Below are 17027 nucleotides of genomic sequence, written 5' to 3' on the forward strand. Positions count from 1 at the left end.
CATTACACACAACGGCCTAACTGGAACTACTCAATTGCTCCAGTGAAAATGTGAATTAATTTTTGCGTAAGCCCTTACCACATTTTTACGACATTACAAGGTTGACGTGACACTAGTGATTAACACAATCATAAATCTTCATTTTATACACTTTTTAACAGCAAATTCTTATCAATTCATTTTACAGATAACAGTGCCCATCCATAAAAAATGTCGAAGTAAAATTTTTATCGTGTGACCATCATTTTCGGAACGGCATTGGTAATGTATCAAAGAAATTCTGAAAAGGATTTCCGAAAGAAACTAAAAGCGGGGAATAAGGGTTAATCCAAGCCTGTTTCCCGGCAAATTCGCCGGCCTTCATCAGAGGCCATAAAGTCGAGCAACGCTTTGGCTTGTTGCTTATTGGCCGCGCGGGCAAGCAGCGCGGATTGATAGGTCGTCACTTTTTCGACTTCCTTTGGCAGCGGTCCAAGGAGTTTTACATTCAAGCCTTTATCTATCTGTACCTGGATTTCCGTAGCCTGGCCAAAGCCGATTTCGCTCGTGAGAGCGCTCTTGTGGAGATGCTCCATGACTGCGGCGCCGGTTTTTGTCCGGATGGTTTTGGCGGCAACTTCATCCGCAATGCCTAGATTTTCCATCATGGTCGCGATGTACTGACCGCTGGATGCCTCGTTATAGACCAGCGAATCCGTTTCTATGATCGCCTGTTTTAGCGTTTCCGCCGAGGTCAGGTCGGGCTCAATGGCGCCATTTTTAACGGTAACGGCGGCCTTGACCGATCCAATGATTGAGCCGGTGCCATCAACCGTGTGTCCATCGGCAGCAAATGCTTCGGCGGTCGGGACGGGGGCAACGACAATATCAGCATCACTGGTTCCGGAGTTGATGGTGTTCCGCAACACCGGCGCCGTCGCAAATTCAACCGAAACGGGGACGCCGGTTTTTTGGGTAAAAGCTTTTGCGCAGCGGGCAACGCCAGTTTTTGAAGCCCCGGCACTTAATATTCTTATCGCGTTTTCTGCCATTTGTATTCTCCTTCCATTTGTATTCCAACCCCAACGGACGGACTCCGGTGCAGAGTACTGATGGTGGCATTCAAGGTGTCAACAGCGCTTTATACCGCTTTCCATAATAAAGTTCCGAAATAATGAATTGCGGTATAAGCGGTTGTAGAAAAAAGCGTTGGGATAACGGAACGTTTTTTTGACAACCGCTATAAAATCGCAGCGATCGATTGCGACCATCCCTATGATGCCCCCATCATCCCCCGCCGGTAACCGGAAGCCCCCCTTGTAGAACTTCACTGTTCACCAGGTTTTTCGGTAGCGCGCCGCGCAGAACGCTGACCACATCCTCGGCCACCGTCCTGTTGGCCCGGGCCCGGGCCTCGCGGGTCCCCCCGCCCAGGTGCGGCGAGGCGATCACGTTCTTGAAGCTGAGGAGCTCGCTTTCCGGGTCCGGCGGTTCCTGCTCATAAACATCCGTGGCGTAGCCCCCGACGCCACCCTCCCTGAGCGCCCGGACCAGGGCCTGCTCATTCACAACGGTGCCGCGGGAGTGATTGACCAGCAGGACCGTCCGCTTCATCATTTCAAACTGGGGCGTGTCGATCAGGTTCATTGTCTCGGGGGTCAGGGGGATGTGCAGGCTGATGCTGTCGGACTCTCGAAGCAGGGTTTCGAGGGGTACATACGCAACCCCGGCGGACCGCTCCAAATCCAGGTCCCTGTTCCGCTTGTAGTAGAGCACCCGCATGCCGAAGGCCCGGCACCGGACGGCGACCCGGCTCCCGATCCGCCCCAGGCCGATGATCCCGTGCGTCTTGCCGCTGAGTTCCAGATTGGTCCGGATCAGCTCGCGCCGTTCACTCCACCGGCCCCCCCTTGACGGCCGCGTTGCAGCGGATGATGTTCTTGGCCAGCGACAGCAGGAGGGTCAAGGCAAACTCGGCGACGGAATCCGAAGTGACATCGGGGACATTGGTGACGAGAATGCCGCGCTCCGTGGCAGCCTTCAGATCCACGATATCCACCCCCACGCCCTGCCGGGCGATGTGCTTCAAACGGGGGGCCGCTTCCATGAGGTTTCGGGTTACCCGGGGGCTGATGCCGACCAGGAGGGCATCCGCATCTTCGATCTCCTCCAGGAGCACCGCTTCCGAGTCGTTTTCGAGAACGACGACCCGGGCGACCTCCCGCAGCATGGCAAGGGCTTCCTCCCCGGGCTCGAACCGATTAGCCACAACAATTTTCTTCATGGTTTCCCTCCGATCGTTTTGAGAGCTGCCCCGACTGCGGCCATTCACGTCGCCGGCCGGCTCAGTTGAGTCTGGATCTGTGGCTTTCAGCTTTTACGCGCCGTTTTAACGGCATCCGAAAACATCTTCCGGATGAACGGAATATCGTGTCCCAGGGTAATGACCTGCGCCTTTTTTTTCCACGATGCGACGGTCTCAGCGAAGTTCGGGGCGCCTGGATCGAGATTTACCGATGTGAATTTCCCATGGCGCTTGGCCGTTTCGAAAATTTTTTCCTCCAGGGCCAGAACCGCCGGGTGGTCCTTCTGACCGGTCATGCCTAATGAGTTCGATAGATCGCCCCGGCCGCTGCCGATCAGATCGATCCCCTCCACGTTCAAGGTTTCTTCCAGGTTGTCGGCTGCCTCTTTCGATTCGATCTGGACGCCCAGCAGGAGCTCCTCATTCGACCATCGGGTGTAATCACCGCTGCTGACCCTCCCGTACCGCATCACCCTGGCGGCGCTGTAAGTCCCCCGGTCTCCCAGCGGGGCGAAGTGGACGGCATCCACCACAGCCCTGGCCTTTTCCGCCGTCGAGACGTCGGGGATGAACAGACCCATGGCTCCCGCCTCCAGGATGTTCGCAATCAGATACGGGTCGTTGTCGACCCGGGCCATGGGCGTGATGCCGGCCGCCTCGGCGGCTCGGATCAGGTTGACGATTGTCGGAAGATCATAGGCGTTGTGGCTGGTGTCGATGCGAACGAAATCGAATCCCGCATATGCGGCCAACTCCACCATCACCGGCGAGGGAACGCCGATATTCAGCCCGAACACGGTCTGCCCGTTTCTGAGCGCCTGCTTGATTGGATTTTTTTTCAGTTCCATGGCAATGCATCCTTGTGTCGCCGGGGTTAGAATTTGAATAACTGCTGGGGGTTGTCGACCAAGATCCGGCGTCGGTTGTCTGCATCGGGCACCCACCGGCCGAAGAAGTTAAAGAGTTCGACGGTTCCCGTATTGTCCGCAAAAGAGAGATGGGGGTGGTCGCTGCCCCAAATGAGCCGGTCGGGCGCCGTTTCTACCAGCGCCTGCATCATCGGACCCGCATCGGCAAACCCGGGGGCGACGGACATCCGGTAAAGACCCGTCAGTTTTACCCAGCAGCACCCCTCCCCGTGCCGCAAAAGATCCAGCAGCTGCTGGAATCCCGCCTGGTTGACTCCGTCGCGGGCCAGGAACATCCCCATGTGGGCGAGCATGAAACGGGCCTTGAGCTGCCGCAGCGTACCCATCAGCTCTTGGGTCAGCCATCCCGGCAGCAGAAAACCGAGGATCCAACCCAACTCGGCACAGCGTGCATCGAGCCGCATGATGCGGGGCAGGAGCGTTTTACCGAAGCCCGGATCGGGGGGCTTGATCGGACGGACATTGATGCGGACACCGCACACACCCGCTGCGTTGAGCGCCTCGATCTCAGCATCGGGCACATCCTCGTGAACATCGACGATCCCCCGGCACCCGGGCAGGGTTCCCATCGCATCGAGCATGCAGGCGTTATCCCGACCGTAAGCGCTCGGTTGCACCAGAACCCAGCGCTCGAACCCAAGCCCCCGGGAGAACGCCAGAAATTCGTCGAAGGGCGCATAGGGGGGCTTGTAGCGCAGGTCGTCCCCGTAGGGGTAACGTTCGGCGGTACCGAAGACGTGAAAGTGGCTGTCGCAGGACAAACGGGGGGGCCCTGAATTCGGGCTCGCCTTCATTATGTAATGACATGGTTTTTGCTCCTCTCTCCTTTTAAATTGATCATTCTCCGCAGATGGTCGGAGAAAAGCGAAGATCCCGTCATGCGGGGCTGCAGTGTCATTCATTTATAATCCATTGGTGTACGGAGTTTAGGAAAAGCGTCCTTGTATGTCAATCAAGAATTGGGTCATGCGATAAAATCTCCTGCCCGCTTGCCGCCGCCGGCCGGCTGCCTCGATGTATTGGTTTCTGAAATATGGGTTTTCGCTCCAACTAGGAAATCAGTCTCATCACTCTTCACTTATTCACAGCCATCCGGGGCGAGTTTACTCCTTGACTAACAAATACACTTTTGCCAGACTAGCGGTTGTAAAAAGCAGCTTTATTGTGCCGGGATATCCGTGGATATAAAAGTTCACACATTTTGTTTACTTTAGGAAAATGAAAAAAAAGAGCAGCATATCCGGCCGGCTGCGCGTCGGCATGGCCGGTGCCGGTCGAATTACCGATTACCATCTTCTGGCATGGAAGGGTTTAAAAACCGCGGACGTTGTCGCCATAGCAGACCCCTTGATAGAGAGAGCGTCAGACCGATCCAAAGAATTCGACATCCCGGGTGTTTATGACGATGTGGCCGATATGCTGGCCGGAGAAAATCTCGACATTCTGGATATCGTTTCACCCAATCCGTTTCACGCCGAACATGTCCGGCTTGCCGCCGAACATCACATTGATGCCTTGTGTCAAAAACCTTTAACCGACACGCTGGCGGAAGCCGAAAACCTGGTGAGCGAAGTCGGCGGCAAAATTCGGCTGATGGTCAACGAAAGCAGGCGCTTTAGATCCGACTTCCGGCAAATCGCCGCCTGGTTGTCTGAGGGAAGGCTGGGGGATGTCCTGCAGTGCCAGATGATCATGAACCGGTCCGGTTATCTGCCGGACAAGAACGGTCGGCGCCCTGCGATTGATAAGTCCCCTGCCAAAGCGACCTTAAAGCGCCTTCTCATCCTGGGCGTTTTAATTCATCAGCTGGATGTTCTCAGGTTCCTGATCGGACCGCTGAACGTCATTGCGGCTCGGGCCACACGGACGGAAGCGGACCTGGCCGGCGAAACCCTGGCGACCATATTTATGGAGACATCAAATGGTGCGCCGGTGGTCTTGGCCGGGAATTTTGTAGCCCCCGGATTCGGCGTGACGGTCTCCGACCGGCTCGAACTGATCGGAAGCAAAGCCAGTATTATCCTGGAACCCGGCAACCTCAGGCTCCTTGGCCCGGAAGCGTGCACCGTAGCGTATGACATGAAGAAGGAATACCAGACCTGTTTTAGTGCGGCCATTGCGCATTTTACGGAATGCATCCGGACGGGAAAACCTTTTGAAAGCGACCCCCGCGACAATCTGGAAACGCTTCGCCTGGTTGAAGCAGCCTATAAAACCGCCAGCCTCGATGCCGTTTAACCGGCGCCGCTGTATTCAGCACTTAACCCTCTCGGATATCCCGCTTTTCCGAAATAAAATCTCCTTGACACGTAAGCCCCCTTTCCGTATCCTCACGCGGGTTCGTGAAGGGTCGAATGCAGCCTTTGGTTATCTTTTCCGCGAAAGCGGTGATCCATTACCCTTATCAATCGTTTCTGTGAAATCCGCATATATTTTTTCTTAGGCCCGATATCGTCTGACGTACTTGGTTGCCCTGCAAATAGAATAATTATGGAGGTAGAGAGATGCTGAATGCGGAACGCCCTGGCAGTGGACTCGTTGCTGGAGAAAACGCGCGAAGTCCGCTTCACCACTGCCGAAGGAACCGATGTGACCATGCAGTTATGCGGCCGCAAGGGGAAAGCCCAGACCGGTTTTGCCGACCAGCCGGGCAAGTTTTCCGGGCTTCCCGACGGAGAAGCCACCGTAGCCCCGCTGGAGGGTACCACCCAGGGCCGCATCATCAACCCCTACATCCTAGACAAGATCGGCCAGGTGACGGAGCCTTTGCAGGTGGAAATCAAGGACGGCTGGATTGTCCATGTGGAAGGCGGAAAACAGGCCCGGCAAATCAATGACCTCTTCGAGAAGTTCGATGCCAATGCCCGGCGGATGGCTTCCCAGTTTGCGCTGGGAATGAACCCTGACTGCCGCATTATCCCCGATACCAAGGAGGTTTCCAAGAGACTGGGGACCCTCCATGTGGCGATGGGAGACAACATCTCCCTTGGCGGAACGATCCAGTCCGGCCTGCACATCGACTTTGTCCTCCTGAATCCCACGGTCTGGCTGGACGGAAAATTGATCCTGGAGGATGGAAGGCTGTTCATATAGAATTATTGATGACAACAGACGCCCCCCCAAAAACAAATTCATCACGGCGGTTTATTGTAACCGTTGTTAATATCATGCACAGCCTGGGCCATGTGAACATCCAGGGTATTCCCATCCTCTATCCCGTACTTCGGGACCATTTTGCATTCGGATATGTTGGGATCGCTTTTTTATCCCTGGTCAGCCAGGTCGTTACCGGGCCCATGCAGATTACGTTCGGCGTGTTGACACGTTTTGCCCGTCGCTTTCAAATTTTGGGAGTCGGCAATGCCCTGGCTTTCATCGGAACCATTTTCATGGCCGTCTCCCAGAACTTCAGCCATCTGGTAATCGGTCGAGCGTTCCGCGCCTTGGGTACCTGCACGTATCATCCGGTGGGGGGCGCCATCATGGCCGCCAGTTTCCCCAATGACCGTGCCAAGGCGCTCGGTTTGTACGATACGGCCGGCAATATCGGCAACCTGGTTGCCCCCCTGCTGGTGGGCGCCCTGCTGCACGTGCTGGGCTGGCGATCCGTCCTCTTTATTCTGGGCATGCCGTTTATCATCACAAGCATCCTGTGCTTTTCGGTAAAAGAAACCGCTGATCCGGTTCCCATCGAAATCAAAAAACGGGACCGATTCGGACTGCAGGAATATAAAACGGTATTCAGGAATCGTAATTCATTGATCTTATCACTGACCATGATGGCGGGTGCGGGGGGACGGGGCGGCGGCGTGATCCAAACCTATCTGACCGTTCTCCTGGTTGATCGCTTCGACATGTCGGTCTCTCTATCCGCTCTATTTTTCGCTGCCTACACGTTCGGCGGCATGTTTGGTCCCCTGGCCATGGGGTGGTTTTCAGATCGGACCTCTCCGCTGCTGGCAACACGTCTGAATCTTGTCTGTTTTTCGCTTTCTATTGTATCGATCCTGACCCCTGCTGTTCCCGGAATCCCCCTGGCCGTTTTTATTTTCCTTTCGGGTTTTTTCATCGGATCACGCAATGCACTGTTACAGACCCTCTTGTTACAGTGCGGAACCCAAGATGCCCGAATAGATACGCAGCTAAGCCTCTACTTTACCATCGGGGCGATTTCCGGACCTTTTTGGACCATCCTGGTGGGCGTGCTGGTGGATCAGTTCGGAATGGCGACCGCCATCTGGACGATGGCTGTATCTTACGTGGTGGCAATGATCATTCTCAGCTTTATCCGGCTCGATCAATCTTCGGATAAACATAAACCGAAGCCGACAAGATAGAGCGCGTCAAGATTCTGTTCAAAACGGTACCTGCTCTCCTTCCGGCAACGGTATTTCAAACACATTTAATACCATCGCAATGGTTGTATAGTATCCCAACAAAAAGACCAGCTCCACAACACCGGCTTCCCCCAACAGGTCAACCGCCTTTGCGTACGGGCGGTCGGATATATGCCCTGTTACAAGGAGCTCCCGGCAGAATGCAAACACCAGTCTTTGGGCCGGGTCGCCAAACTCCGGCTCCTCGCCTGCTTTCAGGCTTTTTATCACACGGTCGTCCAACCCCTGTTTTCGGCCTATTTTTTCGTGGGCCCACCATTCATAGTGAGCCTCCCATTTGGCCGCAGCCGTCAGGATGGCCAGTTCGCGCAGCGGTCCGGAAAGGGCGCCCTCAAACCGCAACACCTCCCCCAGCCGCTGGGCGGCTTCTCCGATAACCGGGTTATACAAAAAAGCATTGAAGGGACCCCTGAGACCGCCTTCTTTTGTGAAAAAAGAGTCCAGGGACCGCCCCTGGGACCGCTTTCCGCCGGTAATACGGTCGCAAAGCTGTTTTTGGGCATTGTTAAAATTTTCAGTGGTAATGGATGGGATTCGGCTCATTTCACACCTTTGGTTATCTTAATCGGGCCAGTTTGCGCAGGGACGGATAATTGGGGCGGTCGATCCTCAATCGCTTCAAACCGTTTTGCCCGTTCTCAACAACGTACATGTTCCCCTGGGAGTCGAGGGTCATGCCGTGGGCGCTGACAAAGCTGTCCATCTCCCCGTAGTTTGTCCCGCCCCACCTGGTCAGCAGGTTTCCTTCCAGATCGAAAACGCCGACACCTGAAGGAACGGACTCGGACATTATCGTGCCGCCGTAAGTACGCCGGCCGGCCATCCAGAGCAGGATCGATATGAAGACGCGGTTTTCGTTATCGATACATATCGATTGCGGGCGTCCCTTTATGTTCCAACTGTCCAGGTGTTTTCCCGCGGGATCAAAGATCTGTATCCGGGAGTTTTCCCGGTCGCACACAAACACCCGGCCGTCCGTATGGACCCAAACGGCGTGGGGCAAATTGAACTGCCCGGGCCCGACCCCGGCTTCGCCCCATGACTGCACCAGCCCCCCCTCCGGGGTAAAGCGATGGACGCGGGCATTGCCGTAGCCGTCCGTGATATAGAGCTCGCCGCTTGGCGCCACCGCCACTTTGGTGGGACGGTTAAAGGGCCCGGCGGCCTTTATGCCAACCGTCGTCTTCGAATCCATGATATAGCCGGTGTCGGCGGGTTGGTTCGGCGTTCCCAGGGTTTGGAGCAGCCTGCCCTCCAGGGTGAACTTGCGAACGGTATGTTCCCAGTCGTCGGTGCACCATACGATGTCGTCCGGCGTGATCGTAATGCCGTGGGGACGACCCGGGATATCATGCTCACCCCAGGTTCCCAGAAACCGGCCATCGCCCTCAAACACCACCACCGGGTGCGCTGAGCGGTTGAAGACGTAGACACGGTCCTGGGAGTCCGTGGCCACTCCGGGAATATCGGCGCCCAGCTGTAGCCCATCCGGAAGGGCTCCCCACCCCTCGACAACCGCGAACTTGTATCCGCCGCCTTCTAAAATCATCTTTCATTTCCTCCCTTTTATTTTTCCGCCATGATCACGTATAAAAAACTGAAGGCAATGCGAACCTTGATTAGAAGCCCATACGCTTCTCAGCCTTCTCTGCTACTATCCCATTTTAATCTCTTTCTCAACCTCAGCCTCGTCCTTTTTTTGCCTTCCCACCTCACTCTCGTCCCTCGCCCCTCGTTCTTCGTCACGCGTCTTTCGCCCCACGTCCTTCGTCTTTCGTCCCCTCGTCCTTCGTCCCTCATCACCTCTATCTTTTAAAGCCTGCATCGTATTGACTCCCAGGGCGCAGACAATCAATACCATGCCGGCTGCCTCAAAAAGGGTGGGCTGTTCCCCGAGTTGAATCCAGGCGGCGAGCACCCCCGCCACCGGCGTGGCGAGCGTTCCCAGACCGGCCGAACCGGCGGAAAGGCGGCTTAAGGCATAAAACCAGAGCAGCCATGCGATGGCGTTTCCCGGGACAACACTGTAAAAAAGGGCGGCTATGAACGGAAGGGACCAGGTAATGGGCGGTGAAGAAATAAAAAGGGTAATCAAGACAAGCGGAATACAGCCGAACAGCATCTGCCAGGTTGTATAGGAGAGCAGGTCCAGAGAGGTTTTTTGCTGGAGCCTTTTTGAGATGATGATGCCCACGGCCCAGGACACGCTGGACAGAAGGGCCAGTCCCTTGCTGAACAGGGCGTCGTTGAAGCTGAAGGGCATGAGGATAAACAGCAGCCCCGCCAAAGCAATGACAACGCTCAGCCACTGCAATCTTCGCAAGCGTTCCCCCAAGACCAGCCAGGCCAGCAGCAGGACCCAGAACGGCATGGCGTAGTTTAAGACCGCTGTTTTACCGGCGCCGCCGTTCACAATGGCCCAGGTTGAGAGCCCGTAAAACCCGCCTAACTGGAGCGAGCCCGAGAGAAATGTTCCCGGAATTTCCTTGGGCAGAATCGGCTTTCCCAGCCAGACAAGCACCGCCAGGAGACAGATCCCTCCCAGAAAAAGCCGCAATGCCGCATAGTCGAAAGGGGCCGCATACTGAACGGCCACCTTCATGACGACCCAGTTATAGCCCCAGAGAAAGACAAGTGCGATAAGCGCCAGTACCGCCCTCCCCTGGGGAGACAGACGCTGTATTGCTGAATCAAAATATTTTTTTAGCATGATCGGCAAACCGTGGCCCTGGACATATCCTTTTGGCTGAAAAAATGTACCGGAAGCCTTAACAGAAGCCCACGCCGATGGCAAGCGCCTTGATTCATCTGAGATTGGGGTTAAAAATGGGGAGGGCGGAGATATCCCCCTTTTCAATCGATGGTATTCTTTGGATTTGTACAACCGGCAAACAACGCCCCGCAAATCGCGTCGGGGGTAAACCGGAACCGGCTGTTCATGTTTGCCGGCAAAATCCAGAACCGGAAATTCTCATATTTCATTCCCCAGAAGAGCCGGTTTCTTTCTTTTCCCCGGACTTTCAGAATATTTCGGCATAACTGTTTCAGGATCAAAGCGGCACTATAACACAACCCATTCATATCATGAGACAAATCCTGGCGGTTTTGGATCGTCCTTTCACCTTTTTCAGCAACCCGGCTGGCAGGGTCTTTCTGGCACGGACTTTGCCTTTATAATATCCAGGCGCTTTTGATTTATTTAATCAGGAACGGGCGGCCGTGTTTGCTGCCCTTGCGCTTGTGACAGATGACAATTAAACAGGAGGAGTAACGATGGACTGGAAATTCTGGCAGAAATCGGATAAGCGAAGTGCACATCCCAAAGCCGCCGTTTTGTCGGCTCCCGGGTACTTGCCGGAGCCGGTTGCAAAACACCTGGTCGTGACCATGAAACAGGAGGCTGAATGGGTTTGGAACCTTAAAGCGGTGGAACGCTCGCGCCCCGAGCAAAAAAATGTTTTTGATGTGCGGGTATTTGATAATGCCAAGGTCAATATGAAAAAGGTAAATGTCAGAGATTATAATTCCCTGGACACCCATCCGGAACTGATCGCTTTCGAAGGCTGGTACAATAAAAAAACCAGAGAAGTGCAGTTAACCGCCGGGCTGGGGCCGATTCCAAAGGCGGCTTAATCTGGTGGATTTTTAACGAAGTGACCCGGTACGAAACAGGCCCTGGCATCCAATCTCTTTCCCCGATGAAAAGCTAAAGCCGTTCATTTCATCGGGGGCTCAGGGATAGTTGCGTTTTTCCCTTAAAGGGATGTCGCCCTGTTTGTCCCCAAATCAGCAACCTCAGGCTAAGCCACCAGATAGTTTTGCGCTTTTTTGCGAAACGATTCAACTTGCGCTTTTTGCCAGTCCGCCCCTTGGTTTAATTCCGCCGCCATCAGGCTGGCCGTTTCCGGCGCCATGGCCATGGCGGCACGGGCATCTAAAAACAGGGTGCGGCGGCGACGGGCCAGAAAGTCTTCCACCGTTCGCGCCATCTCATGCCTCACCGCCCAGACGACTTCCGCACCAAGCACGAAACCGCCCGGCAGGGTCTTTTTCAGGCGGGCGTCGCTTTTGGCCAGCTTTTCGATTTCAAGGGCGTCCGATCCGTAGTCCTTCAGGCTGCCGAAGCGTTCCGCATGGTGGTGATAGCCGTGGATCTGCAACGTTTCACTCACCGAGGGCTGGGGTTTCAGACGCGCCACCGCAACGGCCTGGTCAAGGGTCTCTTCCGCCATCTTGCGATAGGTGGTCCATTTCCCGCCGGCGATGGTGACCAGCCCGGTCCGCGAAATCGACAGGGTATGCTCCCTTGATATCGTAGCGGTGTTAAGGCTTTCGGCACTGCCCACCAGCGGGCGTAAACCGGCAAAAACGCTTAGGACGTCAGCGGACGCAGGGTCTTTGGTCAGATAGCGGGCGGCATGGCTCAGCAGAAAGTCGATCTCCGCTTTAAGCGCCAGCGGTTCCAGGGAAATATCATCGACGGGGGTGTCGGTGGTGCCCACAACGACGCGATCGTGCCAGGGAATGGCAAAAAGCACCCGGCCGTCATCCGTGTGGGGCACCATGATGGCGGTGTCCCCCGGCAGGAAGGCCTTGTCCAGGACAATATGGACCCCCTGGCTGGGCTGTATGATCGGCGGGGATTGGGGGTCATCCAGTTGGCGAACCCCATCGCTGAAGACGCCCGTTGCGTTGATGACGGCCCTGCTTTTCAGTTCGTATTCCCGGCCGGTTTCAATATCCCGGGCGATTACGTCGCAGACCAGCCCGTTCTTTTTTTTTAGACCAACGACCTGGATGTAGTTGATCAGGGCAGCGCCCTGTTCGGCCGCCGTTTGGACCAGGTTGATGACCAGGCGCGAATCGTCGAATTGCCCATCGTGATAGATGACCCCGCCCAGCAGTCCCTCGGTTTCGACGGTCGGTATCTTCTCAACGGTTTTCTCCACCGACAGAATCTGGGACGGACCGAAGCCCTCTTTGCCCGCCAGCATGTCGTAAAGTTTTAATCCGACCCCGTAAAACGGCCCTTCCCACCAGTCATAGGTGGGAACGATAAACGGCAAATCGTGCACCAGGTGGGGTGCGTTGCACCGCAGGATGCCGCGTTCCCTTAAGGCCTCCAGAACAAGGGACACGTTTCCCTGCTGCAGGTAGCGCACACCGCCGTGGATCAGTTTGGTGCTCCGGCTGGACGTGCCGGCTGAAAAATCATTCTGTTCCAGGAGCGCGACCTGATAGCCGCGCGAGGCGGCTTCCACCGCCGTACCAGCCCCGGTGGCCCCGTCGCCGATAACGACAAAATCCCACGCTTGTGAGGCGTCGGCAATTCTTGCAAGCATTTCTTCCCGATTCATGGTGACTCACAAAAATGTTTTGTCCCGCTCGTCCCTCGCCCCTCGTCCCTCGTTACTTCTTCCCAGCTTCCCCGGCCCCCATTTTTTCTATCGCCTGCCCCTGGGTTTGCTTTGATTAGAAGATCGAGGGGCACGCGCCCCTGATCGGCTCGGCTTTTTCCCCGCCTTTTCGCTTCTCCCGCCGGACCGGGATATCGATTCCGCTCCCGGACTTTTGCCGGAGCCTTTGGGTTTGGCTTTACGGATTTTCGATCGCTGTTTTGCAGAATTTCGCCGGGCGACCATCTCTTTTATGGCCCTGTCCGCCTTTTTTTCGCTGGACGGGCTGTTGGGGCGAAAGAGAACGAAATCGGGAACGTCGCTATCCACTGTATAGCCGTCAACCTTTTCCACCGGAATCTTCTGCTTCAGCAGTTTTTCAATGGCCTGGAGATAGCGCCTTTCATCATGGCTGACCAGGGAAACGGAAATGCCGTTTACACCCCCACGACCGGCGCGGCCGATGCGGTGAACATAATCCTCGGGGATGCCCGGCATATCGTAATTGACCACATAAGGAAGACTGCTGATGTCCAGCCCCCTTGCGGCCACATCCGTTGCCACGAGGGTGTGGATCTCACCGTTCTTGAATGCTTCGAGGGTCCGTATCCGCAGAGACTGGCCTTTGCCGCCATGCAGCGCCGCAGCACTGATGCCTTGTGCGGCAAGCTTCTCCGAGAGCTTGTCGGCCCCGTGTTTTGTGCGGGTAAAGACCAGTATCCGGCGCCAGCGTCCCCGGGTGATCAGGTGGATGAGAAGCGCCCGCTTGTTTGTCCGGTCCACCAGGTGAACCTTCTGGACTATTGATTCCGCCGCCGTATTGTGGGGCGTCGCCTCGATAAGTTCCGGATCCTGCAGCATTCTGGCGGCAAGGTTCCGGATCTCTTGGGTGTAGGTGGCGGAGAACAGCATGGTCCTGCGTTGGGCTGGAACGAGATCGAGGATCTCGGAAATCTCCGCACTGAATCCAAGGTCCAGCATTCTGTCCGCCTCGTCAAAAACCAGAAACGCTATCCGGGAAAGATTCAAATGCCCATGGACGGCAAGATCCAGCAGGCGGCCCGGTGTGGCCACAAGAATATCGATGCCGCGCCTCAGCCGATCGATCTGGGGGTCGATGCGAACCCCGCCGTAAACCACGGTGCATCGAATGGAAACCCTCCTTGCATAGACCTTGATGCACGCTCCCACCTGAAGCGCCAGTTCCCGCGTGGGGGTCAGAACAAGTGCCCGGGGGTAGCGCCCGCTGCCGTTCCGGCGGCTCAGGATTTCCACCAAAGGGAGTACAAACGCGTCTGTCTTTCCCGAACCGGTCTGGGCGCGGGCAAGGATATCTCTTCCGCCAAGGATAACGGGAATGGACCTGGCCTGAATGGGGGTAGGAGCGGTGTAACCCTTGGCTTTAACGGCGCCAAGCAGTTCGATCCCAAGGCCAAGTTGATCAAATGACATATACGAATCCTGAATGGTCTATGTAAAACGTGCTGTTGCGGATCAATTTCAGACTGTAACAGCGGTCACACTGGGGGTGTTTTGCTCCGGATCGCTGTGGAACCCCTGCACCACCAGAATACTTTGGCCTTTACCAGCAAGTCCGTATTCCACAACAATGCGCCGTGCCAGTGAAATCGGACTGTCGATCCCGGCAAGATCGACGGGAACCGGAATGACCCCCCAGAGAAGATTTGCAATGCAGCTGGCTCTATAATCCGGACAAACACCGACAATGGGCGCGGAGGGTCTCGATGAACTCATCACCGCCAGCGAATGGTCATTCAGTGATATGACAACGATGGCGCGGACAAGAAGATCGCGCGACAGTTGGGCCATTGATTCCGAAAGGGCATCTTCCACCGGCAGCGGCCGGGGAGTATCGTAATGCCGGCGCAGAGAACCGAATGCCCCCCGGCGCCAGAGGTAGGCTTCGGTTTGCCGGGCGATGCCGTCCATCATTTTGACGGCTTCTACGGGATGCCTTCCGGCAGCGGTTTCGGCCGACAGCATAACCGCATCGGCGCCGCTGCGAACCGCAGTGGCCACATCTGAAACTTCAGCCCTGGTGGGGCGTGGATGTTCGATCATGGACTCGAGCATCTGCGTCGCCACAATGACCGGTTTTCTGTTTCTCCGGGCCAGGTCGATGAGCTGATCCTGGGCGTTGGGTACCGTCTGGGGCGGCAGTTCCACGCCCAGATCGCCGCGGGCTACCATGATCCCGTCTGCTGCCGCTATAATGTCTCCGATATGGTCAAGGGCTTCCGGCTTTTCGATTTTTGCAACAATGGAAACATGGGCGCCGGTTTGCGCGATCAGGGATCGCAGGGCCTCGACATCCGAACCGCGGCGGACGAATGAAAGCGCCAGAAAATCCACCCCAAGCGCCACTGCAAAAAGTGCATCGATGCGGTCTTTTTCAGTCAAAGAGGGCGCTGAAACATTGACGCCGGGAAGATTCATCCCCTTGTGGTCGCGCAGCAGGCCGCCGCTGATAACTTTACAGCTGATTTCGGTTCCTTCGACTGATTCCACCCGCAGTTCAAAGTTGCCGTCATCCAGAAGAATCCGATTGCCGGCCTTGACATCGCCGGCGAGCGCCCGGTACTGCGAAGGAATCAGTCCCGGGGAGCCTTCCACATCCTTGCAGGTCACGGTCACGCTGCTTCCCCGGACCAGTTCAACCCGGCCCCCCTGGAAGGATCCCACCCGAATTTTGGGGCCGCATAGATCCGCCAGCACCGACACAGGCTTTTTCAGTTTTTGGGCTGCGCTGCGGATATGACCGTAGGTGGCGGCATGGTCGTCATGGGTGCCATGGGACATGTTGAGACGGAAAATGTCGGCCCCGGCATCAATGAGGCTTTCGATGGTGCCGATATCGTTTGAGCTCGGCCCCAGGGTTGCCACGATTTTGGTTCGACAGTTCATAAGGAGATTAATGTTTGTGTCGATCGGCATGGTGGTACTCCTTTTAGACATTAAGCCCGGGGTAATGATTGAATGCTTTATTACTAATAGCTTAAAGCGGGTTTAAGTTGCAATCCGTTTTTTGTCAAAAAGACCGTTGTGACAGGAATTTGAGAAATTTGGTATCGATTTTTTTTCAAGATCGTGTATGTTAAAAACTTCGGGATGCTGCGCATTGCAGCTAAACGTTTTTTAGAAAAAAATGTATAAAATTATAACAAAATATAAACGGAAACGAGAAAGGAAACAACCCTATGGATTTTGAAATATCCGGAAAAAAAGCAATTGTCGGCGGCGCCAGCATGGGGCTGGGAAAGGCATGCGCCATGTCCCTGGCCCGGGAAGGGGTCGACCTCACCATCGTGGCTCGCACCCGCGCCAACATCGAGGCCGCCGCCGAAGAAATCCGCAAGGCAGCCGGCGTCCAGGTGACGCCCGTGGCGGCGGACATCAACTCCGACGATGGCCGGGCACGCATCCTGCAGGCCTGTCCGGAGCCGGATATTCTGATCAACAACTCGGGCGGACCGCCCACCGGCAACTTCCGCGATTGGAATCGTGAGGACTGGCTGGCGGCCCTCAACAACAATATGCTGGGCGCCGTCTTTATGATCAAGGACACGGTGGACGGCATGATAGCACGAAAGTTCGGACGGATCATCAATATCACTTCGAGCGCGGTGAAGGCCCCCATCAGCATCCTGGGCCTTTCCAACAGCGCCCGGTCCGGCCTGACCGGATTCGTGGCCGGCGTCGCCCGGGAGGTGGCCAGGCACAATGTGACCATCAACAATATACTCCCCGGCGATTTCGCCACCGAACGGCATGAATCCAACACACGGGCCATGGCCAAGGTCCAGAATAAAACCTACGAAGAGATGCGGGCAATTCGTACCGGCCTGATTGCGGCCGGCCGCTACGGTGCGCCCTCCGAACTGGGCGACTTATGCGCCTTTCTCTGCAGCGCCCGGTCCGGGTTCATCACCGGCCAGAACCTGCTCATCGACGGCGGGAAATACCCCGGTACATTTTAACCCGCTTATGCCATTAGGATTTT

The 17027-nt window shown here is 55.8% G+C and carries 16 protein-coding genes; 5 read left to right on the top strand and 11 right to left on the bottom strand.

Annotated features, from left to right (window positions below):
- Positions 1-323 precede the first annotated feature (323 nt).
- The 5 genes from P1P89_11195 to P1P89_11215 form a co-directional block, all read right to left on the bottom strand.
- Positions 324-1031, bottom strand: coding sequence for a substrate-binding domain-containing protein (locus tag P1P89_11195; GenBank protein ID MDF1592071.1), 708 nt, complete (start codon positions 1029-1031; stop codon positions 324-326).
- 235 nt (positions 1032-1266) lie between these two features.
- Positions 1267-1857 (bottom strand): NAD(P)-dependent oxidoreductase, encoded by a 591-nt coding sequence (locus tag P1P89_11200; protein ID MDF1592072.1) that lies wholly within the window; start codon positions 1855-1857, stop codon positions 1267-1269.
- Between the two features lie 13 nt (positions 1858-1870).
- Positions 1871-2263 carry a hypothetical protein gene (locus P1P89_11205; GenBank protein ID MDF1592073.1) on the bottom strand — a complete coding sequence of 131 codons (393 nt, stop codon included), beginning with the start codon at positions 2261-2263 and terminating at the stop codon, positions 1871-1873.
- An 86-nt stretch (positions 2264-2349) separates the two neighbouring features.
- Positions 2350-3132 carry an aldolase/citrate lyase family protein gene (locus tag P1P89_11210; protein ID MDF1592074.1) on the bottom strand — a complete coding sequence of 261 codons (783 nt, stop codon included), beginning with the start codon at positions 3130-3132 and terminating at the stop codon, positions 2350-2352.
- 26 nt (positions 3133-3158) lie between these two features.
- Positions 3159-4007: an amidohydrolase family protein gene (locus tag P1P89_11215; GenBank protein ID MDF1592075.1), complete on the bottom strand. Its 849-nt coding sequence runs from the start codon at positions 4005-4007 to the stop codon at positions 3159-3161.
- 424 nt (positions 4008-4431) lie between these two features.
- Here P1P89_11215 and P1P89_11220 point away from each other — a divergent pair, with 424 nt between their 5' ends.
- The 3 genes from P1P89_11220 to P1P89_11230 all read left to right on the top strand — a co-directional run bounded on the left by P1P89_11220 (position 4432) and on the right by P1P89_11230 (position 7550).
- A complete protein-coding gene (locus P1P89_11220; protein ID MDF1592076.1) occupies positions 4432-5451 on the top strand; it encodes a Gfo/Idh/MocA family oxidoreductase in 1020 nt (339 codons plus the stop codon).
- A gap of 273 nt (positions 5452-5724) precedes the next feature.
- Positions 5725-6306, top strand: a complete 582-nt coding sequence (locus tag P1P89_11225) for an aminopeptidase (protein ID MDF1592077.1) — start codon at positions 5725-5727, stop codon at positions 6304-6306.
- An 8-nt stretch (positions 6307-6314) separates the two neighbouring features.
- A complete protein-coding gene (locus tag P1P89_11230; GenBank protein ID MDF1592078.1) occupies positions 6315-7550 on the top strand; it encodes an MFS transporter in 1236 nt (411 codons plus the stop codon).
- Positions 7551-7568: 18 nt separating this feature from the next.
- On the opposite strand, the gene P1P89_11235 is transcribed toward P1P89_11230, so the two are convergent.
- The 3 genes from P1P89_11235 to P1P89_11245 form a co-directional block, all read right to left on the bottom strand.
- Positions 7569-8153 (bottom strand): carboxymuconolactone decarboxylase family protein, encoded by a 585-nt coding sequence (locus tag P1P89_11235; protein MDF1592079.1) that lies wholly within the window; start codon positions 8151-8153, stop codon positions 7569-7571.
- Positions 8154-8166: 13 nt separating this feature from the next.
- Positions 8167-9159, bottom strand: a complete 993-nt coding sequence (locus P1P89_11240; protein ID MDF1592080.1) for a peptidyl-alpha-hydroxyglycine alpha-amidating lyase family protein — start codon at positions 9157-9159, stop codon at positions 8167-8169.
- A 105-nt stretch (positions 9160-9264) separates the two neighbouring features.
- On the bottom strand, positions 9265-10320 hold the full coding sequence (locus P1P89_11245; GenBank protein MDF1592081.1) for an EamA family transporter: 1056 nt from the start codon (positions 10318-10320) through the stop codon (positions 9265-9267).
- A gap of 563 nt (positions 10321-10883) precedes the next feature.
- Here P1P89_11245 and P1P89_11250 point away from each other — a divergent pair.
- On the top strand, positions 10884-11243 hold the full coding sequence (locus P1P89_11250; GenBank protein ID MDF1592082.1) for a hypothetical protein: 360 nt from the start codon (positions 10884-10886) through the stop codon (positions 11241-11243).
- Positions 11244-11410: 167 nt separating this feature from the next.
- Here P1P89_11250 and P1P89_11255 read toward each other — a convergent pair whose 3' ends face one another.
- The 3 genes from P1P89_11255 to pyk all read right to left on the bottom strand — a co-directional run bounded on the left by P1P89_11255 (position 11411) and on the right by pyk (position 15961).
- The gene (locus P1P89_11255; GenBank protein ID MDF1592083.1) at positions 11411-12967 is read right to left on the bottom strand and encodes a glycerol-3-phosphate dehydrogenase/oxidase; all 1557 of its coding nucleotides are present in this window, start codon (positions 12965-12967) and stop codon (positions 11411-11413) included.
- An 87-nt stretch (positions 12968-13054) separates the two neighbouring features.
- A complete protein-coding gene (locus tag P1P89_11260; GenBank protein MDF1592084.1) occupies positions 13055-14458 on the bottom strand; it encodes a DEAD/DEAH box helicase in 1404 nt (467 codons plus the stop codon).
- 48 nt (positions 14459-14506) lie between these two features.
- The gene (gene pyk, locus P1P89_11265) at positions 14507-15961 is read right to left on the bottom strand and encodes a pyruvate kinase (GenBank protein ID MDF1592085.1); all 1455 of its coding nucleotides are present in this window, start codon (positions 15959-15961) and stop codon (positions 14507-14509) included.
- A gap of 263 nt (positions 15962-16224) precedes the next feature.
- On the opposite strand from pyk, the gene P1P89_11270 reads away from it, so the two are divergent.
- Complete coding sequence (locus P1P89_11270) at positions 16225-17004, top strand: SDR family oxidoreductase (GenBank protein MDF1592086.1); 780 nt, start codon at positions 16225-16227, stop codon at positions 17002-17004.
- The last annotated feature ends 23 nt before the right edge of the window (positions 17005-17027 follow it).

It is taken from the genome of Desulfobacterales bacterium (genome assembly GCA_029211065.1).
Classification (GTDB): domain Bacteria; phylum Desulfobacterota; class Desulfobacteria; order Desulfobacterales; family JARGFK01; genus JARGFK01.